Origin of the sequence: Westiellopsis prolifica IICB1 (assembly GCF_004323185.1) — a bacterium.
Classification (GTDB): domain Bacteria; phylum Cyanobacteriota; class Cyanobacteriia; order Cyanobacteriales; family Nostocaceae; genus Pelatocladus; species Pelatocladus prolificus_A.
Map to the genome: position 1 here is coordinate 3,175,921 of NZ_NAPS01000001.1, position 24,060 is coordinate 3,199,980.

19 protein-coding genes are annotated in these 24,060 nt (G+C 39.3%); 9 read left to right on the plus strand and 10 right to left on the minus strand.

Annotation, left to right across the window (positions count from 1 at the left end):
• Nucleotides 1-829: 829 nt before the first annotated feature.
• Nucleotides 830-1,483 carry a hypothetical protein gene (locus B4U84_RS13030; RefSeq protein ID WP_131118363.1) on the minus strand — a complete coding sequence of 218 codons (654 nt, stop codon included), beginning with the start codon at nucleotides 1,481-1,483 and terminating at the stop codon, nucleotides 830-832.
• Nucleotides 1,484-1,908: 425 nt separating this feature from the next.
• On the opposite strand from B4U84_RS13030, the gene B4U84_RS13035 reads away from it, so the two are divergent.
• Complete coding sequence (locus B4U84_RS13035) at nucleotides 1,909-2,586, plus strand: general stress protein (RefSeq protein ID WP_131118365.1); 678 nt, start codon at nucleotides 1,909-1,911, stop codon at nucleotides 2,584-2,586.
• Between the two features lie 48 nt (nucleotides 2,587-2,634).
• Here the strand turns inward: B4U84_RS13035 and B4U84_RS13040 are convergent, their stop codons facing one another.
• Nucleotides 2,635-4,023 (minus strand): sensor histidine kinase, encoded by a 1,389-nt coding sequence (locus B4U84_RS13040; protein WP_131118367.1) that lies wholly within the window; start codon nucleotides 4,021-4,023, stop codon nucleotides 2,635-2,637.
• A 188-nt stretch (nucleotides 4,024-4,211) separates the two neighbouring features.
• Between B4U84_RS13040 and B4U84_RS13045 the strand changes: the two genes are divergently transcribed.
• The 3 genes from B4U84_RS13045 (at nucleotide 4,212) to B4U84_RS13055 (ending at nucleotide 7,692) form a co-directional block, all read left to right on the plus strand.
• A complete protein-coding gene (locus B4U84_RS13045) occupies nucleotides 4,212-4,913 on the plus strand; it encodes a response regulator transcription factor (RefSeq protein WP_017312886.1) in 702 nt (233 codons plus the stop codon).
• 551 nt (nucleotides 4,914-5,464) lie between these two features.
• Entirely contained in the window at nucleotides 5,465-6,904 is a 1,440-nt protein-coding gene (locus B4U84_RS13050; RefSeq protein ID WP_131118369.1) for a glycosyltransferase, read from the plus strand.
• Nucleotides 6,905-6,936: 32 nt separating this feature from the next.
• Complete coding sequence (locus B4U84_RS13055) at nucleotides 6,937-7,692, plus strand: sucrose-phosphate phosphatase (protein WP_131118371.1); 756 nt, start codon at nucleotides 6,937-6,939, stop codon at nucleotides 7,690-7,692.
• Nucleotides 7,693-7,701: 9 nt separating this feature from the next.
• Here the strand turns inward: B4U84_RS13055 and B4U84_RS13060 are convergent, their stop codons facing one another.
• The gene (locus tag B4U84_RS13060; RefSeq protein WP_131118942.1) at nucleotides 7,702-9,114 is read right to left on the minus strand and encodes a sensor histidine kinase; all 1,413 of its coding nucleotides are present in this window, start codon (nucleotides 9,112-9,114) and stop codon (nucleotides 7,702-7,704) included.
• Nucleotides 9,115-9,130: 16 nt separating this feature from the next.
• Nucleotides 9,131-9,499, minus strand: coding sequence for a response regulator transcription factor (locus tag B4U84_RS13065; protein ID WP_017312882.1), 369 nt, complete (start codon nucleotides 9,497-9,499; stop codon nucleotides 9,131-9,133).
• 234 nt (nucleotides 9,500-9,733) lie between these two features.
• On the opposite strand from B4U84_RS13065, the gene B4U84_RS13070 reads away from it, so the two are divergent.
• A complete protein-coding gene (locus B4U84_RS13070; RefSeq protein ID WP_044451188.1) occupies nucleotides 9,734-10,315 on the plus strand; it encodes a Uma2 family endonuclease in 582 nt (193 codons plus the stop codon).
• A 32-nt stretch (nucleotides 10,316-10,347) separates the two neighbouring features.
• Here B4U84_RS13070 and B4U84_RS13075 read toward each other — a convergent pair whose 3' ends face one another.
• The 5 genes from B4U84_RS13075 to B4U84_RS32120 form a co-directional block, all read right to left on the minus strand.
• Entirely contained in the window at nucleotides 10,348-11,406 is a 1,059-nt protein-coding gene (locus B4U84_RS13075; RefSeq protein WP_131118373.1) for a DMT family transporter, read from the minus strand.
• 27 nt (nucleotides 11,407-11,433) lie between these two features.
• On the minus strand, nucleotides 11,434-12,171 hold the full coding sequence (locus B4U84_RS13080; RefSeq protein WP_131118375.1) for a DUF4079 domain-containing protein: 738 nt from the start codon (nucleotides 12,169-12,171) through the stop codon (nucleotides 11,434-11,436).
• A 209-nt stretch (nucleotides 12,172-12,380) separates the two neighbouring features.
• Nucleotides 12,381-12,980 carry a Crp/Fnr family transcriptional regulator gene (locus B4U84_RS13085; protein WP_017312879.1) on the minus strand — a complete coding sequence of 200 codons (600 nt, stop codon included), beginning with the start codon at nucleotides 12,978-12,980 and terminating at the stop codon, nucleotides 12,381-12,383.
• Between the two features lie 45 nt (nucleotides 12,981-13,025).
• Nucleotides 13,026-13,865, minus strand: coding sequence for a formate dehydrogenase accessory sulfurtransferase FdhD (gene fdhD / locus B4U84_RS13090; RefSeq protein ID WP_044451185.1), 840 nt, complete (start codon nucleotides 13,863-13,865; stop codon nucleotides 13,026-13,028).
• Nucleotides 13,866-13,965: 100 nt separating this feature from the next.
• Nucleotides 13,966-14,103: a ribbon-helix-helix domain-containing protein gene (locus B4U84_RS32120; protein ID WP_082068519.1), complete on the minus strand. Its 138-nt coding sequence runs from the start codon at nucleotides 14,101-14,103 to the stop codon at nucleotides 13,966-13,968.
• A gap of 694 nt (nucleotides 14,104-14,797) precedes the next feature.
• Between B4U84_RS32120 and B4U84_RS13100 the strand changes: the two genes are divergently transcribed.
• From B4U84_RS13100 to B4U84_RS13115, 4 genes are all read left to right on the plus strand, one after another.
• Nucleotides 14,798-17,131 carry a WD40 repeat domain-containing protein gene (locus B4U84_RS13100; protein WP_044451184.1) on the plus strand — a complete coding sequence of 778 codons (2,334 nt, stop codon included), beginning with the start codon at nucleotides 14,798-14,800 and terminating at the stop codon, nucleotides 17,129-17,131.
• Between the two features lie 263 nt (nucleotides 17,132-17,394).
• Nucleotides 17,395-20,400, plus strand: coding sequence for a pentapeptide repeat-containing protein (locus B4U84_RS13105; protein ID WP_242677618.1), 3,006 nt, complete (start codon nucleotides 17,395-17,397; stop codon nucleotides 20,398-20,400).
• Nucleotides 20,401-20,559: 159 nt separating this feature from the next.
• Nucleotides 20,560-21,633, plus strand: coding sequence for a dTDP-glucose 4,6-dehydratase (rfbB, locus tag B4U84_RS13110; protein ID WP_131118377.1), 1,074 nt, complete (start codon nucleotides 20,560-20,562; stop codon nucleotides 21,631-21,633).
• Nucleotides 21,634-21,875: 242 nt separating this feature from the next.
• The gene (locus tag B4U84_RS13115; protein ID WP_131118379.1) at nucleotides 21,876-23,075 is read left to right on the plus strand and encodes a serine/threonine protein kinase; all 1,200 of its coding nucleotides are present in this window, start codon (nucleotides 21,876-21,878) and stop codon (nucleotides 23,073-23,075) included.
• A gap of 70 nt (nucleotides 23,076-23,145) precedes the next feature.
• Here B4U84_RS13115 and B4U84_RS13120 read toward each other — a convergent pair whose 3' ends face one another.
• Complete coding sequence (locus B4U84_RS13120; RefSeq protein WP_044451181.1) at nucleotides 23,146-23,943, minus strand: SDR family NAD(P)-dependent oxidoreductase; 798 nt, start codon at nucleotides 23,941-23,943, stop codon at nucleotides 23,146-23,148.
• Nucleotides 23,944-24,060: the final 117 nt, after the last annotated feature.

Consider the following 24,060-nt stretch of genomic DNA (forward strand, 5'->3'; position numbering starts at 1 on the left):
TTCCACCAACGATAGCAGCAGAGTCAACTTCAGAAACTTCGATCATTTCGACGTTGATGTCAGAGATTGTAATTTTAGACATGATGTAATTCCTCTTGAGTTCAAGTTAAGTGTTTTGTTTTGGACTCAACTTTTGTTCGCTTCATCCATGTCTTTATTCTGCTATTTAAAACCATGAAACACAAGGGTTCAGCATGAAGGCTTTAGACAAAGTCACTGGAATTTTGTCTCAAAATTTTATTAAAGTAAATCAGCTAATTTTTGAAGATATTGTTAATAGTATTTATGAAGTAAAGATTAAGTAGAGCAATCAAAGACCTTTTATCTTAATAGCTTTTTTGAGATGTTTTGCCAGCAGTCAAATCAACCAAAATATTTAAAAATCAACCTATCTATTTATGTAGTAGTTTTTTAAGCAAATTTGAAGTAGCTGTAAAGCATGATTTTCAACTTAGACAAGATAAAATTAGGAGTTACTTATCCTTTTTTCATAGTTTATGATTTCAAATGCCAGGTCAAGTTTTTCTGAAGAAGTTTAAAGACAAAATTGCAGGAATTTTGTCTTGAGAAGTTGACTAATGGATCTGGTTTACCCGAAACCAGCGATCGCCGTATGCTTCTAATGGGATGGAAGAGAAATCACTATTGAGGGGTTCATATTGGCGATCGCTCGCTTGATGCATAAACTCGACAAAATCTCCCAACGTCCCTAGTCGCGGATCAACGTTGTAATTATCAAAATTGAGGTAATTTACATAGATCCCCGACTTTTTTAAAAAGTCGGGGATCTGAACAACTACAACTCGTCAATAATTAATGGGACAGACCACTAATTCAGAAATACCTGACCATTACTTTGAATTCTCAACGCACTCTTGCTGTTAGAGAAGTTAGCAGTTTCATCTAATGAAACTGTTAGTGTTCCATCTTCAGATGTAGATGTCGGTATAGCATTCATAAAACCTCCATCTTCACGTACCATTGTGATAGTCACAGGTGTTGGTAGATTTTGCAGAACGATTTCTTCTCTACCTGAAAGAATTCGAGGTTGGGTATAACCGATCGCTTGGTAAGAAATAGAAGTGTTCATGTTATTTTGTAATTTCACACTTACCTTACCTGCTGTTGGTGTAATAGTAGCGATTGGACTCTGTCTGCTTTCTGGTAAAGGTGGCTGTATAGGATTTACACCTCTGACGTTAGGTCTAACATTAGGATTAATGGGAACAACCACGCCGTTTTGTCCCCCAGATATTTGACCTTGCTGTCTGAGAGTTGCAGCATTCGGTGGACATCCCTGGGGAACCAAAACTTGATTATTGTGAGGTTCTTCGTAGAAAATGCTAGGACAGGGATTGATCGCAGAAGAAGAAGGGACTGCTGATGCAACAAGGGGAATAGCCGACAGACCTACTAATAAACTGCCAAAAATACTTCCCAATAACCCAGCTTTGTTTTTGCGATTCTGATTTGGTAGATTCATAGATGCCTCCACTAATGCAATATTAAATTTTTGAAAAATTAAAATTGAGTATGATTTTTCTCATCGTTCAATAATTGATTGAATAGTAGTAATAATCAATATTTCGTTGTTCAAAAACTATAGCTAGCGAACATAATTTTGAATAAATTTGAAAAAATTTGAACGGCTCAACTATTAGAGGAGTATTAAAAAACGTCTTTGATTTCAGCTTAATTTACAATTGTGGAAAAAACGTGAAGATTTTCAGTATTTTTTTTAAATTACTACTTACGAAATAGAATTGATCCGATTATGAGATTTTATCTTCTTCTTCTGATGGATAAGAAACTAAATCTATAGACTGATGAAAATATATGCTTGGAGAGAGAAGCTAAATAAAAATGTACCTAAACAAAACAAAGTTGTAATTTTTTTAGGAGACAAAAATGGTAATCCAACAACATAAGCGTGCAGTTGGTACATTCCCTAACCGCCGAACAGCAGAAGACGCGCTGAATAAACTCAGAGACTCAGGTTTCTCTATGAATCGAGTTTCTGTATTAGCAAAAGACACAGATCGCAATGAGCAAATAGGTGGAGCTACTGTCACAGATAAATCTGACATTAGAGATCGTGGTGACAATGAGGCTCAAGAAGGTGCTGGTATTGGTGCAGTCACAGGTACGGTTTTGGGTGGTCTTGGTGGTTTGCTCGTCGGTTTAGAAGCTTTAATCGTTCCCGGAGTGGGGCCTTTTTTGGCTGCTGGGACAATAGCGACGACCTTAGCTGGTGCGGGTATTGGTGCAGCAGCAGGTGGTTTAGTAGGAGCGCTGACTGGTTTGGGTATTCCTGAAGAAGAAGCCAGAGCTTATAGCCAAAGAGTATCCCAAGGTGAATTTTTGGTGATTGTAGATGGTAATGAGAATGAAATTGAGCGTGCTGCATCAATTTTGAGAAATCAGGATATTCAGAATTGGGCTGTATACGATGTATCTAGTGATGTAGCTTCTGCTGATATGTCTGGTATGAATAACATGGATCGGACTACCCAGAGGTATACAGGAACTACTACTGATGAGAGTGTAGTGGAAATTGTTGATCAGCGCGATGAGCAATCGCGCTAGATATCATTGAGCGATCGCATAATTTGGAGCGATCGCACTCCCTACAATTTAATTGTCAAGTTTTACCATTGCTGTCACCTTCTGGGGAATTCTCACCGTAAAAGTTGTTCCGACGCCTACCTCACTTTCTACAGAAATTTCTCCCTGATGTAGTTCCAGGCATTTTTTCACCACAGCCAGTCCGAGTCCAGTGCCAACAATTTTACCCACGTTATTACCACGATGAAAAGGCTCAAATAAATGCTGCTGAGATTCTAAAGGAATACCGATTCCACAGTCTTGAACTTGGAAAATTATCGTCTCTGGTGTACAACTAAGAATTAATGAAATTATTCCTTTTTGAGGTGAATATTTAATAGCATTTGAAAGTAAATTGCTGAGAATTGAATAGAGCAAATTTTCATCCAATCTGGCGTGAGTACAATTACTTTTACTGATAAATTTAATACTATGTTGTGGTTGAGTTGAAAACTGAAGATCTTCAATCAAATTAATACAAAATGCTTCTAAATCAATCAGAATTGGATGAAATTCAAGTTTACCTGCTTCTGCTCTTGTCAAAGTCAGAATATCCGTCAGCAATTGATTCATAGACCTAGCTGAAGATTGAATCCGATGTAGATTTTTGAGCTTCTTTTCTTTTGTCCATTGCTGTTCACTTTGAGCTAACAATTGAGCCGATCCCAAGATAATACTTAAAGGTGTACGAAATTCATGAGATACCATTGAAAAAAAGCGCAGTTTTAATTCGCTGAGTTCTTTTTCTTGAGCTAAAGTGCGTTGAACAGCTTCCGCTTGCTGACGCTTAACTAATTGTTGATAAAGCAAAGCATAAACACCTAACAAAATACTAAAACTCAGGAAAGCACCGAGGAATTCAATCAACATTCGGTTGCGGATATTGTCCTGGGAATGTCTGACTGAAATTTCCAGTAACTGTTCTTCCCTAGTTTGCATTTGCGCTAGTGTTTCGCGGATTTCACTACGATTTTGGTTACTTTGATTAACTAAAGATGCTTGAACAGCAAAAGTCAATTTACCTTGCTGCAAAATATTAATCGACTGCTGAGACAGTTCAACTCTTTGAGCAATTAGGAATTTTAGCCTTGTCAGCTGCTGCTGTTGAGAAGGGTCATTAGCTAATTGTTGTTGTAACTTTTTGACTTTGGCATCTAAACTTTGTATTGCCTGATTGTAACGTTTGAGTTCTGAACGCTCTCCATACAGAATATAGCCCCTGCGTCCTGATTCTGCATCAGTCAGTGTTGCAAAAATATCAATCAAGCTTTTCATTATCTCATGGGTGTGCTTGACTTTATTGCCACTCTCAATTAAATGAGTAGCATTTTGGTAAGAAATAAAGCTGACAATACCCATTAATAACAAAGACAAACCAAAGCCAGAGGCGATCCATTTCCCTTCCAGCGACCATTTCATAGCAAAATAATTTTAGTTATGATTTTGAAGTCAGCAGCTTTTGTTAGAAAAAAACCTTATACCAATTTAATTTGAAGCCACACTAAATAAATTATGAGCGCGTCTATGGCGGTTAATTTTTTAAGATTCTGTGCATCTTCATAAATAATTGGTATTACATTTAAAGTGAATTCAAAAATGTTCTAATCATGCGTATCTTGGTAGTTGAAGATGATGTCCAGCTAGCAGAGATGCTGATGGAAGCCCTCAGCGATCGCCAATATGTGGTGGATATAGCCCAAGATGGAGAAGAAGCATGGGATTTTGTGAGTGCGTTGGAATATGACTTAGTAGTGCTGGATATTACCTTACCCAAATTAGACGGTGTAAGTTTTTGCCAACGCTTGCGATCGCCTACAATGCGGCGTAGCCCATCGCGCAATACTACACTGCCTGTTCTTATGTTAACAGCGCGCGATACCCTAACTGACAAAGTTACCGGATTGGATGCTGGGGCTGATGATTATATGGTAAAACCTTTTGAAATGCCAGAGTTAATGGCTCGTATTCGTGCGTTGTTGCGTCGCAATAGTACCACAACATCTTTGTCTGATCTCAGTTGGGGAGGTCTGCATTTAAATCTCACCACTTATGAAGTCACCTATGTTGACCAACCCCTACACCTAACACCCAAAGAATTTGCTCTCTTGGAATTAATGGTTTCTAGCGGTCGGCGGGTGTTAAGTCGATCTGGAATTATAGAGCGTATCTGGTCACTGGAAGATCCACCTAGCGAAGAAACTGTAAAATCTCACATCAAGAGTTTACGACATAAACTTAAAGATGCAGGTGCTCCTGATGGTTTGATTGAAACAGTTCATGGACTAGGCTATCGCCTCAAGCAGCTTTAAGAAACTACCCGATTTCTACCCTATTTTTGCCCAATATCTCCACAATCTCTTGTTAGACTCCTACTGAAAATAACTTCCTTAACACCAGAATTCTCCAAATCAATTTAATTATTTGGTTTGGAGAATTTTAATTTTGACCGATTTTTACCCGATTCTTACCCGATATTTCGACTTCTAAGTCGTAACATCACCTGTATAGGCAAATTTAAAACATCATTTTACTTTTGGGTGTAATAATTATGTCTCATTTTTCAGTCAATATAGCTAACATCGTTCTTACTACTGAGCAGTATCGCAAACTCAAGTTTTATGCAGAAGCTCATGAAATATCAGTTCATGAAGCAATGCGGTTGATGATTGATTCTCTTCCAGAGTACTCCGAAACGGGCAAAAATTTAAATAAAAACCATCCATTTATATTCTCGCGAAGGTTTTTACATACTTTTTTTAATATGCATTAAACTGAATTTTTAGCAATCAAATCTTGAATAATTATTGGCATTTTATTATTTTGGTCTATCTTTTTTAATTTGCTGGTGGAAATTCAAAAAATGAATAATTTTGCCTATCAGAGTTTAGTTAAATCTCTGGAAAATTCTGCTACAGAAATACAATATTCTCAAACTACTTATGCACTTATTTCGGTTCAGGGTGATCCTACGACTGAAATTGGCATTAACAGAACAGGTGGACAAACATATGTGCGTGAACTAGGATTGGCATTAGCAAAACGAGGTTGTCAGGTTGATATTTTCACCCGACGCGAAGATCCTAATCAAGAGGAAATTGTGCAACTTGCGCCAGGATGTCGCACAATTCGTTTACTCGCAGGACCAACAGAATTAATATCTAGAAATAAATTATTTGAATATTTACCAGAATTTGTAGAAGCTTGGCTCAATTTTCAACAACGAACGAAACGCAACTACGCACTGATTCATACTAATTACTGGCTTTCTGGTTGGGTGGGACTGAAACTTAAAGCCAAGCTGGGTTTACCCCAAATTCATACCTATCATTCTATTGGAGCAGTTAAATACCGCGATGTGCAGAATCCACCCCAGATTGCTTCAATTCGCCATCATGTAGAGAAGGCTATTTTAGAACAAACAGATTGTGTAATCGCTACTACTCCCCAAGAAGCAGAAGATTTGCGTCACCTAATTTCACAATACGGACGTATCAAAATCATTCCTTGCGGTATCAATACCATACACTTTGGTTCTGTAAGTAAAGAAACTGCTCGCCAGCAGTTAGGAATTGCTCCTGATGCTCGAATAATTTTGTATGTAGGACGCTTTGATCCGTGTAAGGGAATTGAAACTTTAGTCAGAGCCTGTACCTATTTGCCTCATCCATTTAAACTCTATTTAGTTGGTGGTAGTCGTGAAGATGAAACAGATTTTCGAGAACAACAACGCATTCAAACTCTGGTAAAAAAACTCGGATTAGCACAAGTTACGGTTTTTACAGGACGGGTTTCTCAAGCGCTGCTACCTGCTTATTATGCCGCAGGGGATGTTTGTGTTGTGCCTAGTTATTACGAACCTTTTGGTTTGGTTGCGATTGAAGCAATGGCAGCACGAACACCTGTAATTGCTAGTGAAGTGGGAGGATTACAACATACAGTAGTGCATGGCGAAACTGGACTGTTGGTTCCTGCTTCCAATTCTAAAGCCTTGGCGATCGCAATTCGGAATATATTAGAAGATCCTATTCTTAGACAATCCAATGGTAATGCTGCATATAATTGGGTTCAATCTCGTTTCAGTATTCAAGCAGTCACAGCCCAAATTTACGAACTCTACCAATCTCTAACCCTTGGTACCTTTGTCCAAGAAATAATTCAAACTAAAAAGTTAACTCCGAACTTGGAAAGACAAATCCAAAATTTATTAAAATCAAAAGCTTTGAAGCCTCATGAAATTAAAGCTCTAGAAAAACTAATTGATTCTTTTTCTAATGGCACTGTGCAGTGGGTAAATGGCTGAATGCACTTTTGAAGTGAGAGGAAGAACTAAACATGAAAATGCTTATAATTATTGACATAGATCATACTTTGGTTGATAACGAGCAAGCTAATGCTGCTTTAAACCAACGGCTGGGAGCGATACACAATCATATTTACTTAGTCTATATTACTAGTAAATCTTATGCTTCTAGCCATGAGCAAATAGCACAGGCAAAGCTTTTCAAACCAGATTACTTAATTACGAGTTTGGGTAGTGAAATTTATCAACAAGGTATTCTTTTAGATCAAGATTGGGCAAATTACATTTCAAAAGACTGGAATCGGGATACCGTTTGGGCAATTGCTAGTCAATTTTCTGCACTCCAACCTAAATCTGAAAGAGAACAAACTCCTTGGAAATTTAGCTTTTGGCTGAATAAGAATGCGTCGCTTGATGTGATCAGTGATTTGCGAGCTTTATTAGAATTTGCTGGATTGAACACTCAAGTAATTTTCAGCAATGGAAGAGATGTTGATATCTTACCCCACAACTGTAATAAGGGAAAAGCTGCTGCCTATTTACAACAATTGCTGCAAATACAACCAGATGCAACCATTATCTGTGGAGGTTCTGGAAGTGACATTAGTTTATTTCAATTATCATCACCTGGGATTATCGTTGGTAATGCCCAAACGGAACTTCTTTGGTGGTATTACAACACACGTTATTCTCGTCATTATCTCACTCATTATCCTTATGCTGTAGGTATTCTCGAAGGTTTTATTTATTTTGATATGTTGCCATTTTCCCAGATAGATACTAGATGAGACAACTGACTATAAAGGCAAATAAATAGTGAATGTAGAGCCTTCATCAACCTTGCTAGTAACAATAATGCTACCGCCGTGTGCTTCGATAATGCGTTTGGCGATCGCCAAGCCTAATCCAACTCCTCGACCTTTACGAGAGCGATCGCCTGTGTAGAATTGCTCAAAAATTCGGGGGAGATCGCTGTCTTTAATCCCTTTACCTTGATCGCGGATTTTGACAACAGCTTGTTTACCTTCTTTGTACCCAGTGATAAATATTTGAGAATTAGAAGCTGAGTGCTTGATGGCGTTATCTAGGAGATTGAGAAGTGCTTGCAACAACCTTTCGGAATCACCCTGTATTTGTAACTCAGCTACATTTACCTGGGTGGAAATTTGCGAATTTTGCATTCGCGTTTCCACGGCTCTGACTGCACGGTTAATTAAACTAGAAAGCTGAAGACGCTGTTTTTCCAGGTGTGTCACTCCAGCTTCCAAGCGTCCTAAATCCAGTAAATCATCAATCAGGCGTGATAGCCGTTTGGTTTCGTCTTCTACAGTCTTCAAAAAGCGATCGCTCACTGCTGGTTCTGCAACAGCACCGTTACGCAAAGCTTCAACCGTCACCAACACATTACTAATGGGAGTACGAAGTTCATGAGACACGTTTGCTAGAAATGCTCGCCGTTCCTGATCCAACGAAGCTAAACGTTCGCTCATGCGATTAAGTTCTATTGCTAGCTGGTCTAATTCGTTACTTTGACGAATCTGGAGTTTATCACCAAAATGCCCACTACCCAGACGAATAGCAAAGTTTTTCATCATTTGAATGGGACGGGAAAGACTGCGCGCTAACCATTGACTGATGAAAGTGCAAACTAAAAGCGTAAATAAAAGTGTACCTAATACGGTCCATATAACTGTGGCGAACTGGCGTTGAAATTGCTGCAAGGTAATAGACATTCGCAACGCACCCAACAACCGACCGTTACGCATGATTGGTTGGGCGATAAATAGTCTATCGTCGTTGGATAAGACTCCTTTTGCTACACCTTGCACTTCTCGTTTTTCTAAAGCTGCATCTATTCCAGGTACTACCAGCCAGTCTTTTATTTGTTGGTCTTGTTGAGGATTAGATGAGGCTATAAGTAGACCCTTATTGTCGAAAACTCTTAATGTGATAGTCTCAGCTGCACCATAACGTTGCACAATCGTCTGTACTTGTTTGCGCTTATCGTCTTCTAGCACCTCAGCAATACTTTCATTAATCGCAGTACTCCAGCTCCGCATTTCTACCTGCCTCGCTTTCATAAAGTAGGCATAGAATGACCAAAGAATGTATCCTGCCATTAGCGAGGTTCCCAAAGCAGTCAGCAACAGGTAAGTAGCTAAAAGCTTGGTATGAATGGAATTCCACTTAATTTTTGCTAACCAACTCATCATTATATATTTACGATTACTTTTCAGCACGACGGCGCAACACTGCTTTAATACGTGCCAAAAGTTCGCGAGTATTAAAAGGTTTTGTCACATAATCATCTGCTCCCGCTTCTAATCCCCATATTTTGTCCACATCTTGGTCTTTTGCGGTCAGCATCACAATTGGCACATCAGAAAATGCACGAATCCGCCAGCAAACTTCCATACCGTCCACTTCTGGCAACATCAAGTCTAACAGAATCACATCTGGCACTTGCTTGTGGAACTGTTTGATTGCGCTTTGACCGTCTGCTGCTGTTGTCACCGTATAGCCTTCTTTTTGCAAACTATAAGAAAGACTTTCTCGCAAAGCTTCTTCATCATCTACTAGTAATACGTGAGGCATAGTTTCTCTGAGATTAATAGTTTCTTCTTATAAAATAACGAATAATATAAGTGTAGGACTTACGCACACTCTACGAATTCTTGGCGTTCTTGGCGTCTTGGCGGTTCAATAAATTAAGCTTTTCGGCAATTTTTGCGTAAGTCCTAAAGTGTTCAAGCGGACGTGATATCAAATGCTAGGATATCAACAAATATTGTGTTTGCCGAAACTCTTGTACTTAGTCGTATATAAGCCATGCAAAGCACAGAAACTCACTTTAATCTGCGTTTGTGGACAGTTCAGGAGTATCACCGTATGGCTGAGACGGGGATTTTAGGTGAAGATGAGCGAGTGGAACTGCTAGAAGGAAAAATTATTTGGATGAGTGCAAAGGGTACGGCGCATTGTTCTGCGGTGGGAAGAACTTATAAATTACTGGAAAAACTATTGGGTAATCAAGCCTGGATATCTATTCAAGACCCCATCGCACTCAACCAACGCTCAGAACCGGAACCAGATATTGCAGTTGTCAAAATAGACTCACTCGACTACGCAGACCACCATCCTACCCCCAACGAGGTTTATTTGATCATTGAAGTCGCCGATACCAGTTTAAAATTTGACTGTGAAACTAAAGGTAAAGCTTACGCACAAGCAGGAATTACAGATTATTGGGTACTCGATGTATTAAATCGTCAATTATATGTACTTCGAGAACCCAATGAAGATGGCTATCAAAGTCAAGTGATTTTGGCTGAGGATGGGACGATTTCACTCAAGCAATTTCCCAATGTGCAGATTAGGATTTTGGAAATGTTACCGCCAGCCCGCAAGTAAACTGCTCTATCGAACTCAAGTGACTTTACAACCTACATCCCCTTGAATCCAACTTTACTTTCAATTTCTCGTAATTTAGTTGTAGAAATTGTTTTGGAATTGGCAACATTATCCAATGATTGCTTGCGTTGAATACCAAATTGACTGACAATTACACCTATTAAAATTACAGTACCACCGATATATTGCGCTAAAGTAGGAACTTCCTGCAAAATTAAATAAGCTGCAACCACCGCCACAACAGGAGCAAACGAGCCAACCAACGATACTTGAGAAACACTAGAAACTCTCAAACCAGCTACCCAAAATGACTGACCAACTACTACAATCACTGGTCCATAAATTAACATCCACTTCCATAAAAATGGTGAAAGTGCATCCATAAAGTGATTTTCACCATAAAGCAGTAAAGCAGTAAAGAAAAATACTATTGTCCCCAAGAGTGTACGAAAAATGCTGTAAAAACCTAGAGGTATTTGAGAGAGTTTTGCTTTACCAATAATTGTTGATGCTGCTAAGATTATGGCTGCTATTGCTGTCAAAATTTCCCCTGTACCTAAACTAAAGTAGTTTTTCATCTCTGTCATGTCTTGGAGAGTAGAAGGCAAAAAAATAGTAAATCCCACGCCGATAAATGAGATGAGCGCGCCAACTATTTCCCAAAGATTTACGCGATCGCGCAACAGCCAGACAGATAATGCTAAAGTTAAAGGAGGTTCTAAGCGTCCAATTAAAACAACATTGTTCACATTCGTTAACGCCAGCGCTTGAAAAATCAAACCAGGTGCTACAGCGCCACCAATAATCGCTAATAATGTCAGATTAAGCCATGTATTTTGGGAAATTTTTTGTAATTTCCAAGACTTAAACTGCTTTCCGTATATAAGTATTAGCACTATCAACGCACAAAGATTACCTACAAATAAAACATTGCACAATGAAATGGGATTGCGACCATCGACAAAGTGTTGAGCGCCGATTTCGGTGAGTTTGCGCGTGACAGAGTTTGCAGCACCAAAGATAATCACAGCAAACCATAAATAAAGTTGTCCTGGTATGCTGTGTACAAGTAAACGACGTTGTAGTCTCATTAATTCTATATAAAAACCGATTTCAGCTTATTTCGTGATATTTGATTCAGGACTTACTTGAATCGTACAAGGCTTTATATTACATTGCAGTTCGTAAAGCTTGTAAACATATTTTTCTTGCCAACCAAGAGGAATTTCCAATAAATCTCGTGTCCCTGTAATTCCTTGTCCAACAAACAATAACAAAGCAACACAATTAAGAATAATGTGAACTATCCGCCAACGATTACTTTTATCCTTATAAATATCTTGGACAATTGCCAAGGAGAAAATCATTAACATTGCGGCGATGATACCATAATAATAATGCGATACGTACCACTCATTACCTCGGCGAAATACCTCTGGTTGACAACCCAAAAGAATTAGCCCTGCTCCTGTTAGTGTTGCAAATGTTGCTCGCCATGTCGGTGTTTTTGCAATGTAAAGAATGAATAGAGAAATCACAGTTGCAATACACATCGCCATCACAAAAACGACCCGGAAGGGTTCTTTTGTCCATACCTGATTTTCCAACATTTTGGACAAAATGGAGAAAACCAGCCCTAAAAGACTAATTCCCACAACTGCACCTGATAGCCAACGTCCCAATCGCAGGTGTTCTTGTCCAACCACAGGTGGTATTTTACTTTTTCCTCCCGTAGTAGTTTGTAGACGACGCTGACGTGTAGACCATGCAAAATTTACGACAATACCAATCAGAGGAAATACGAAAGCAGCAGCGATCGCAGGATGCAACAATAAAAAAAAGTCTTTGAGTTGCATAAAAACCTTTATTGATTCATTTCATTTCGTTGTGATTGAGCATTTCAATACCAAGTAGGTTCATCAACCGTTTTGGTAATTTTTGCTGCATATTCTCCACAAGAGAGCCTATCTTTATGGCTGATAAATTCAAATGATTAGAATCAATTTTCCAGAAAAAGTTAATAAACAGAAATATTAATCAACATTAATATTAACTAGTTCAAATATTACTCACGAAAGATAATTTTGCGTTTGATCCGTGTGATAACACCATCACTTTGTAACTGAGTCAGAGTTCGCGATAGAGCTTCAGGAGTGATACCGATATCATTAGCAATTTCTTTGAGTGGATGCTCTAAAACCAGAATTTTTTCATTTGCAGGAGTAATGACACGCAGGTAATGCAATACTCGTTCACGAGCAGAGCGCATTCCCCGTAACTCTAGTAATAACTTTGTATAATGCAATCGCCGCGCTAGCTGTTCGGTAAAAGTTTTTGATAAGTTGAAATCTTGCTCTAATGTATTTAAAAATACTTCTTTAGGAAAGCAAATGATTCGAGAGGGGAGTTCTGCTACTGCTGTACAAACATAAGTTTCATTAAATAGAGCCACTTCTGCAAAATACTCTCCAGGTCTTACTGAGTAGTGATTAACAGTTTTTCCCACATCTGTGTAGTGAATGAGCTTAATCCGTCCAGAATCAATTGCAAAAATTGCTTGTGAAGGCTCGTTTTGATAAAAAAGTACCTCTCCATGTGCTAAATCTTTGTAGGTAATGGCAGTTTGTAAGCTAGTTGGTAGTTGATCGATTTTGAACGAACTCATAAATCAGGATACATTGATTGATATTCATTGATATCATGTCCTTTGTCAGGGGAGTGTCAATCTTTCCCAACCAGAATAAACATTGAATTTTTTTCCCCGCAAAAATCCGATTAAGGTAACTTCAAATTCTCTGGCTAGAGAAACTGCTAAACTACTAGGAGCGGAAACTGCACAGATAATTGGTACTCCAGCAACTGTACACTTTTGTAAAATCTCAAAACTAGAGCGTCCACTCACCATGACAATATGATTATGCAAAGGTAAGCGATCGCTCAATAAAGCTGAACCAATAAGTTTATCTAGAGCGTTGTGACGTCCAACATCTTCTCGCAAACTGATCAACTGCCCTTGAGTATCGAATAAGGCAGCAGCATGTAAACCACCTGTAGCTTTAAATATACCTTGAGCTGCTCTTAGTTGCTCTGGCAAACTATAGAGAATTTCTGGTGTCACTTTTGGTTCTGGGGGTATGCTTGCAATACCTCGCAAACGCAAAGCTTCCAGACTAGCTTTACCACAAACTCCGCAGGCGCTGGAAGTATAGAAGTGACGTTCCAAAGGCTGTAAATTAGGATGTAAATCTTCTCGTAGTTCGACATTGACAATATTAAGACGTTGTTCGCCATCAATTTCTGTATCTACGCAATAACTCAAACGTTGGATATCCTGTCGGTTGCTAATCACCCCTTCGGTGTAAAGAAAACCAGCAGTTAGTTCAAAATCTGCGCCTGGGGTTCGCATGGTGATTGCAACTGTCTGATGTGGAGACATCAGACGAATTTCTAAAGGTTCTTCTGTGGTGATATAGTCGGAGCGCGATCGCATTTTACCATCTTCCACTACCCAAACTCTAGCTTGAGTTTTACTGCTTTTAGATTTGTTCATGATATTTTGGATTTTGGGTTGGCTACAGCTATCAAAACATATTGGGAGTGTTTCAACCCCTACTCTTTAGAGAGGGGATGAAACACGACTTCTTCGAGATTTATCCCCTTGTTTCCATTTCTAAGTATTCACGAATTGCCTCTCTAATTAAGTCATTAATCGAGCGTTCAGTGTCACTAGATTTCTTTTTTAATCCCTCATATTCTTTGTCAGACAATCTTAGGTTGTATCTTTGCATAATCCCATAAACGCGTTATACTGGGATTAGTTTAACGCCACAGGATGAAAAACTCCAAAAACAAAACGTGTGTGCTAAATAACTGAACCATGACAACTGAAGATATGGGGTTGTGTTGAGAAGTCTTTTTGAGCCTTCAACACGTAAAATCTTGATTCTTTGGAAGATACCAAAGTAACCGCACAGCCAAGAAAGTGGTCGAGGCGGGTAGGACTGTTTGAGCCAGTCAAAGCCCCTTTGGGGCAGAACAACATTGCGTAGTGTGGCTAAAGCCCACGTAGCAATATCAGTTCGGAATCCTGGTTTTTCAAAGCCAGGAGAGTTCAAAAATCCGCTCACTCCCCACATCTCCATTTTTCACCACCAAGGCACAAAGACGCCAAGAAAATTCGTCTGTTAGCTAAAGACTGGTAGGAGAAAAATGTAAATCTTGAGAGAGCCAGATCCTTGACAACTTCTGCAAAATGCGGGATCTTGTTGTTCACTAATGATTTAGGAATGCTATGGTTTTAGAGTTTTTATACCCATTCAAAAAATGTTGGCGATATATAACCTCGCCAAGTAAGATGCAATAAAGCAGTAGAATAGAAATGTGTGGAAATTTGCCGGATGGCAACAATGCCTAATTGAATGAAGCTATAGCGTTGATGAGAATGAAAGCTTTTGAGATTATTTATTTAGCAGGCATCTCTGTATGGAGCAAGGCTTAAGGTTATTACTGCAATTAGTGCTGGAATTTGCACCTGTAATTGCAAGTTTAGTGCAGAAAAATAATGATGCACGCCCTGATGAAACTAAAAATGATTATCCTGCCAAAATTCAAGAGATTATCCAAACCGTTAACAGTGCTAGTGAAAAGCTGACCTTTTTGGGAGGATATGAACAAGAAAAATCGGACGAACAACAGCTAGCTGTTTACTACCATCAGATGCAGTTAGAAATTGCAACCCAAGAACAGGAAACAGCGCTCAAGATTCCAGAGGTGAATAAACTATTTGATAGCTGGCCTTTACGGTTGTATCCTTCGCAGATTTTAGAGTCTGGTACTAGTTATGAACGTAAACCTTTAAAAATTTTTCTGGCTCCTCCGAAAGTAGGATTTGATCAGTTTGATCATCGAGAAGAAGAATTCGCTACTGATATTGAGTTAATGGTGGCGGAGGGATTGCGAGATTTCTTGAGTAAATATTATTCTTTACAGAATACGGTCAGACCAACAGAGTTTTTAGCAGGAGCATGGGATAGTAAACGTTTTCACAGTGAATCTAGTATTAAGGCTCTGTTTGGAATGTTGAAAACAGAGCCGATTTTAATTTTAGAGTCTGAAGCTGATGGAGATTACCTAAATTTCCGAATTGGTTATTGGGGACTGGGACAAGAGCGTTATTACTATAAAACTATATCTCGGATATCTTATAGAGGAATTGTTGAACAGTCCGCAAAAAATCGTGCCTATGAGTGGAAAAGTATCCGAGATGAATTAATCGCGCAAGGAGAAAAAGTAGAGGAGATTAATTATTTAGGTAAAGATAGCGCTAGTAATTTAGCAACCTTAGAAAAAGAAGAAAAATGGCGAGCTAAGGGAGTTGATGTTAGTAAGTTATCCTTGCGATATCAAATTAATCATCAAGATTTGGAGCAACTGAGCCAAGTTTTAATTACCTGTCATTGTCTAGTTGCTGGTTGGATAGCAGATATTTATCACTTGGTTCATCATGATGTACCTCCCCAGCTACCAGATTTACTGCCGAGCTTGCTTAAGAGCCAAATTGACTTCCAATCACTGCAAGCGATCGCTTCTGGCTACAAACAAGTTTATCAAGCTTTAGAAGAAAAACACCGTTACTGGATTCCGGAGTTAGCGTTGCAATTAGCTCAGAGTTTATCGCATCTGAGCGATCGCTCTCTAGCAGAAGAACAATTAGAATACTCCATTGGCACATGGTTAGAATTGCACCAAGTACCACAAGTGCAAGTTAATAATCTAGTTGAGGCGATCCGCAACGCAGCTACCACAGCAGATACACCATATCTGCGAAAACTTAAAGAATATTTTTCAGCAATTGGCGATCGTCAGGGTATTAACGAAGTTGAAGAAATTTTATATGCGATCGCCGACTCCCGATACCCACGTCAGCTAAAAAATGCTTATCTTAGCCACACTTTAACCGGACATACAGGCAAAATTTCATCTGTCGCTATCACTGCGGATGGACAGATTTTAGTCAGTGGGAGTGCAGACAAGACGATTAAAATCTGGAATTTGCATAACAGAAAAGCAATCCGCACCCTGAAAGAGGAATTGGGAGAAGTTTCTTCGGTTGCTGTGAGTCCCGATGGTAATTTCCTAGCTGTTGGCAGTTGCGAACATCCCAGAAGTAATGTTAAAGTCTGGCATCTGTCGAGTGGAAAACTACTGCACAAACTTCTAGGACATCAAAAACCAGTGAACTTTGTGGTGATTAGCCCAGATGGAGAAATTTTAGCTAGCGGTAGTAATAAAATCAAGATTTGGAACCTCCACAAAGGCGATCGCATTTGTACTTTATGGCATTCTTCTCCTGTTCATGGTGCGGCGATCAGTCCCGATGGTAAAATCATCGCCAGTGCTAGTAGCGATAAAAAAATTCGCTTGTGGAACTCCCGCACAGGTGAACCACTACGCACTCTCAACGGACATAAGGGCGACGTGTACTCAGTTACTATCAGTCCAGATGGACAATTTTTGTTTAGCGGTAGTGCTGACAAAACCATCAAAATTTGGGAACTTGAAACCGGGAAGATACTCCATACCTTCACTGATCACACAGATGAAGTTAAATCAGTTGCAATTAGTCCAGATGGACAAACTCTATTTAGCGGTAGTGCTGATAAAACCATCAAAATTTGGTGTTTGCAAACCGGAGAACTCCTACAAACTCTCCACGGACATGCAGGGACTGTAAATTCTATTGCTGTTAGCCCTGATAATCAATTAATAGTAAGTGGTAGTGCAGATAAAACGATTAAAATCTGGCAGATAGGTTAGTCAATGGTCATTGGTCATTGGTCATTGGTCATTGGTCATTGGTCATTGGTGATTGGTCAAATCTCAATGTTCTAGTTTCAAACCTCAAATTTCAAGTTTCAACCTCAAAGATAATTGTAGGTTGGGTTGAGCGATCGCTCAACCCAACAAAGCCTGGAGAATTTTGGGTTACTCTGCGTGACAATACACATGCACAACTGGATTTGGAGTGATTTTATAATTTGTGTATACACCGTAGAAACTCTCACACACAAAATTGAGTAATGGTAAAAATTAAGCAGGTATGGCAGAGTATTTTTTCTAAACCACAGCAGTTAGAACAAACAGGAGATATTGTACAGTCGGGTGCAGAGGTTTCTCAAGCGGTCTTAGAATTTGCGATCGCACTGGGTGTACTAGCAAGTGTCCCAACAGCACCAGTAGTAGCTGCTGCGTTACCATTTGTTGGGATTGCTCGAAAAGGACTAAAACTACTGCATGAACAAACAAATGAAGAGGTAGAGTTAGAAAAATGGGTGGCGCTTGCTTACCCATTAGCTTATCTCAATAGTTTGAATGCTTTGGTACAAAGAAATGTTTGGTTACAAGCAAAGCTTAGTGCAGAGATCACAGAGCAGGAAGTTAAATCTCAGTTTAATCAATTAGGAGAACTGGAATTAACTAATAGTCACGCTGAAGAAGCTGTCAGAAATTTTCCCAACTCAATACTAGGACAAGCATTAAATCAACAGTTATCTACTTACTTACAAACACAAAAAATTGGTCAGGATATAGCTTCTCTTGTCACGGGATGGGTTGCTTGGGATACTTATGAGCATATAAAACAACTTTTTGACTACGAATCAGAAAATGTCGCTCAAGTTTTGAATTTGCTCATAACAGCAGCACAAGAGATTAGAGCAAATGCAAAATACGCCAGTATAGAGTCTTATCTAAGAGAATATATCTCGCCTTCACCAATTAATCCAATACTAATTGAACGATGGAAGGTAATCGGTGAAGATTTTACAATTCCTGAAATTTATGTGTCACTGTCAGTTCAGTTGTTAGATAGCAATGGTAAAACCAAAGGAAAAGAACCTACTGTTAATTTAGAGGATTGGGTAAGAGAGCAACTGTATAAACCCGAAAAAAAACCTCAAGTCATGTTTATTCAAGCAGGACCAGGGCGAGGTAAAAGTGTCTTCTGTAAAATGTTTGCAAATTGGGTAAGAGAAAATCTTCACCCAATTTGGACACCAATATTAATTCGACTCAGAGATATAGATGCTTTTAAAACAAATATTGAAAATACTCTGCGTGCGGCTATCAGAGAAAACTTTACTAATCGTGATGATTGGTTGACTGACAGAAATACTCGATATTTATTTATATTAGACGGTTTTGATGAATTACGTTTTGAAGGAAGAACAGCCAAAGGAATTGAAGATTTTCTTCAGCAGGTAGGAAATTATCAAGCACAAACAGGATGCAAGCATCAGTTTATAGTCACTGGTAGAGAATCGGCTTTACATGGAATTGAAAATCGCATACCAACTAACTTAAATAGGTTAGAAATTGCCTTAATGGATGACGAACTCCAAAACCAATGGTTAAAAAAGTGGAGTAAATTATTTGGACAAGATAAAGCAGAAGCATTTCAGAAGTTTATAAAAGCAGATAATTGTCCTGAGCGTGTTAAAGAATTAGCGCGAGAACCACTGTTGCTATATCTTTTAGCAGCTATGCACCGAGATAATGAATTAACTATTGAAATGTTTGATGGTGCTAATGCTGCTCAGGCGAAAATCATCATTTATCAAACAACACTAGATTGGGTTTTAACAAAACAACGTCCTGAAACGCTTAATCAGCAACTTACAGAATTTGATACAGAAGACTTGCGACTTATTTTAACTGAAGCCGGATTATGTGTTACCCAATCTGGGAGAGAATGGACTGCAATTAAAACTATCGAGGAACGTCTCAAAAATGAAAAATCAGCAAAAGAGATGTTGGAGAAAGCTCAACAACATCTTGGTGAAAATCCCTTAAGGAATGCGCTAGCAGCATTTTATCTTCGACCAGCAAAAGCATCTGAATCAATAGAGGGTGCTGTAGAGTTTATTCATAAGAGTTTTGGCGAATTTTTGTGCGCTCAAAAAATAGTAGAAACTTTGAAAAAATGGGTAAGATTAGACCCTGAAAGTAGACGAGATACATTTTTCATTGATGATCACAAGCTATCAGAAGAAATCTATGATTTACTCGGCTATGGTGGATTGACATTAGAGATCGTAAAATATGTGATGGCTCTACTTGCTTCAGAAAAGCAATTTAAATATCTAAAATTATTTGAGCGTTTGGAAGATTTTTATCTGGATTGGTGTCGAGGAAAATTTATTAGTGGATACCCGAAAAATCTACCTCTAAATCAAATGCAAAAATTCCAAGAAGCAAAAATATCGCTGGATTTGAGAGAAGTAGATATTTATGCTGGGTTAAATATTATGATTTTACTTTTAGAATTACATTGCTATGCCCAAGCTAAAAATGAGTTAAAGGATAAAATAGTCTTTTATCCTTGTGGTAAAAAGAATAGTGATAATTTTGATGATCTGCGATTGCTTCGGATTATTGGATACAGCGACAGTGTTACGATAGGTGCTTTTTCATCAACTATTAGTTATTTTCTCTCAGGCGCTAACCTCTCAGGCACTAACCTCTCAGGCGCTAACCTCTCAGGCATTAGCCTCTCAGGCACTAACCTCTCAGGCGCTTACCTCTCAGGCGCTAACCTCTCAGGCACTAACCTCTCAGGCGCTAACCTCTCAGATGCTAATCTCTCAAGTACTAATCTCGAAGGTGCTTACCTCTATAGCGCTTACCTCTATGGTACTTACCTCTCACGCGCTAATCTTGATGGCGCTAACCTCTCACGCGCTAACCTCTCACGCGCTAATCTCGAAGGTGCTAACCTCGATGGCGCTAATCTCTCACAGGCTAATCTTCATGGCACTTACCTCTCACGTGCTAATCTCAATGGCGCTTACCTCTCACAGGCTAATCTCGAAGATGCTAATCTCAATGGTGCTTATCTCTCACGCGCTAATCTCAATGGCGCTTACCTCTCAGGCACTAACCTCATAAATATTATTTGGGATGAGCATACAAACTGGAAGAATGTGCGAGGATTGGATAAAGCACGAAACGTACCTGAAGGTTTGCTTAATCAAGCAAACTCATCTGCTCAACCTCCTCTCCCTCCAAATACTACGCCTTCCGCTTGAAGAAACAGATAACATCAGCGAGTTTCGCAGTTGCTCAAACCAATAACTTGAAATTGAGTCTGGAGTAAGTTGGGGAGCTAAACTCTGCGATTCTCACAAATCATATAGGATTGCCATATCACAAATAGCAACTGATAACTGAAAAGAGGAGTGAGTAACATGAGTCGTCGGTTACTAATAACTGGTGGTGCGGGATTTATTGGCTCGAATTTTGTGCATCATTGGTGTGAAAATTATCCTGATGATCGGGTGGTAGTTTTAGATGCTTTGACTTATGCAGGAAATATTGCCAACTTAGCAGGGTTGGAGAAGCAAGAGAATTTTCGTTTTGTCCAAGGAAATATATGCGATCGCTCGTTGCTCGATCAACTACTAGAAACAGAACATATTGATACTATTGCTCATTTTGCTGCCGAGTCTCATGTCGATCGCTCAATTTTAGGCCCCGGTGCTTTTGTCGAAACTAATGTAGTAGGTACATACACCCTGTTAGAAGCTTTTCGTCAACACTGGCAAGCAAATTCTTTACCTACAAACTATCGCTTTCTGCATGTTTCTACTGATGAAGTTTACGGTAGTCTAAATCCCAATGATCCGCCTTTTAGTGAAACTACTCCCTATAGTCCCAATAGTCCCTACTCTGCATCAAAAGCCGGTAGCGATCACTTAGTTCGTGCTTATCACCATACCTATGGGCTACCAACAATTATCACGAATTGCTCTAATAATTATGGCCCCTATCAGTTTCCCGAAAAACTAATTCCCCTGATGTGTATTAATACTTTAATTGGTAAGGAATTACCCGTTTACGGTGACGGGAAAAATGTCCGAGATTGGCTTTACGTGGGCGATCATTGTAGTGCTTTAGATGTGGTAATTCATCGTGGTATACCAGGGGAAACTTACAATATCGGCGGTAATAATGAAGTAGAAAATATCAATTTGGTGCAGATGTTATGTCAGCTGATGGATGAATTAGCCCCTGATTTACCCGTGCGTCCAGCTGCGAACTTAATTACTTTTGTCAAAGATAGACTCGGACACGATCGCAGATATGCTATTAATGCTACTAAAATTCAAACTCAGTTAGGTTGGACACCTTCAGTGACTGTTGCAGAAGGTTTGCGTCTGACAGTTGCATGGTATCTCAACCATAAAAACTGGTGGAAACCTCTGTTATCACAAGAGTATCAGGCATATTACCAAAAAAATTATGTTTTTCGAGCAAATTAAATAGGTGTTTATCAAAGACGTTTGATGTTAATAAAATGAGTAACGAAAGTTATACCAATTTGAAAAAAGAATGGGACAAATAGACCATCTGTAGAGACGCGATAAATCGCGTCTTTACTACGGAATCCCAGATCCCCGACTTCGCAAGAGAAGTCGGGGATCTCGCCTCTCACGAATGATTTAGGATTGCTATAGTTATAGCTAAATTAGAAGAGCTAGGCTGATGAGAAAGCAGGTTACAAATGCTGCAAGTAGAACAAATATTACAGAATCGTTACCAACTCCAACGTCAACTAGGTAATAACGGAGTTCGCCAAACTTGGTTAGCAACTGATTTACAATTTTCTGCTCAGGAAAACTCGCAAGTGATCGTCAAACTCCTGGCCTTCGGTGGTAATGTGCAGTGGGATGATCTCAAACTGTTTGAGCGAGAAGCCCAAATTCTTCAACATCTTCATCACCCTCGGATTCCCCAATATATTGATCATTTTTGTATTGATGACCGCACACTCTGGTTTGGCTTGGTACAAAAATATATTCCCGGCGAGTCTGTTAAAGAAAAACTTGCTCAGAGACAAAGATTTACAGAAAAGCAAGTCCGCAAGATTGCTGTTGAGGTTTTAAAGATTCTCATCATGTTGCATGAGTTAAATCCAGCAGTGCTACATCGTGATATCAAACCGAGTAATTTAATTTGGGGAGAAGATAATCATATTTATTTAGTTGATTTTGGTGCAGTTCAAGATAAAGCAGCCAAAGAAGGAGTTACCTTCACCATAGTCGGAACTTATGGTTACGCACCGATGGAACAGTATGGAGGAAGGGCGATCCCCCCGTCTGATCTTTATGCATTAGGAGCAACTTTAATTCATTTATTGACGGGTACTCCTCCAGCTGAGTTACCTCAATCGGATCTGCGAATTCAATTTGCTGATCAAGTGACTGCTAGCCCCAGTTTTGTCTGTTGGTTGCAAAAGATGATAGAACCAGTACCAGAACAAAGGTTTACTACTGCCAGACAAGCGCTAGATTATTTAAAATCTGGTCAAATTTTGCATCAGTCGGTGAAAAATAACGGAGTGGGACTAGCGCGTACAGAACCAATCAACAATTCGGGCTGCGGTATTAATAATACAAAAGAGCCAGTTCCTGATGAAATTATTGGTTGGAATTGGGGTGCATTTTTAATGCCTTGGTTGTGGTTATGGAGTAATAAAGTTTGGGTAGGATTGTTATGTTTGTTCCCATCAATTGGTTGGATAATGACAATTATCCTTGGTGCGAAAGCTAATGAATGGGCTTGGAAAAGCAGACGTTGGCGCAGTATCCAACACTTCAAAGAACATCAAAGAGGTTGGGCGATCGCTGGTCTACTGATTGGCGCACCTGTTAGTATTATTTTGTGGGTAGCTGCGATCGCATTTCTCACATCTTTTTTGTGATAGCTGTCTTGAAAAGAGAAATTGGGGATCCGGGATTTTAGTTTGAAAATGGTTTAGGGGTGTAGTGGAGTCATATTTTCATTCCTTGGTTGTGTGATTGAACTTTGGGTGTTGAGATTTGTAAAATTATCTCCAGCAAGCAAGGAGCAAAACGCTGACACCAAACTGCTAAATAGCTTTGCCATCCAACCAAAATTTCCGATGAGTCTTTTTGTAATCCGCATACAAATGCTTGAGCTACTCGTTCAGGAGTTATCGGCATTATCCACCGAAATAACTCTAAATCGCGCACCATGTCGGTATCTGTCAGAGTTGGTAATAATGCTATGACTCGAATCTTGTATTGAGCAAGTTCGCGGCGTAAAGCTTGGGTAAAACCTAAAAGTGCAAACTTAGTAGCTGAGTAAGTCGCCATCGTCGGTGCAGCAACTTTTCCCATTAAGCTGGAGACATTAACTATTGTTCCTTCTTCTCGATTTGCCATACGTCTGGCCATCATATGAGTCAGCGTATAAGTCCCCAATAAATTCAGAGAAAGTTCCTCTTGAACTTGGGGTAATTTCGATTGCAAAAATGAGTTTTGGTAGGCTACACCTGCACAATTGACTAGCAAGTGAATCGGGCCATAACTACGCCAAAGTTGGGCAACAGCAACATTTACAAAAGTTGGTTTCGTCAAATCTAACGCCATGATTATAGCTTCTGAACCCATTGCTTCAATTTCTTGAGCAACCTCTGCTAACTTTTGGCGATCGCGTGCCACTAAAATCAGCCGTTTCATACCTTTTTGCGCTAATTCCAGAGCAATAGCACGTCCAATACCACGGGAAGCTCCAGTAATAAGAGCAACCTTGCCTTGAATATTCATGGATTTTATCCTCCAAATTCTGGTCTTACTCCACCTGAACCATAGGATCACCTTCACAACTTCTCTGCATCACGGTACAGGGTAAGACAAAGTTAATTCTTGAATTGCACTAACAAT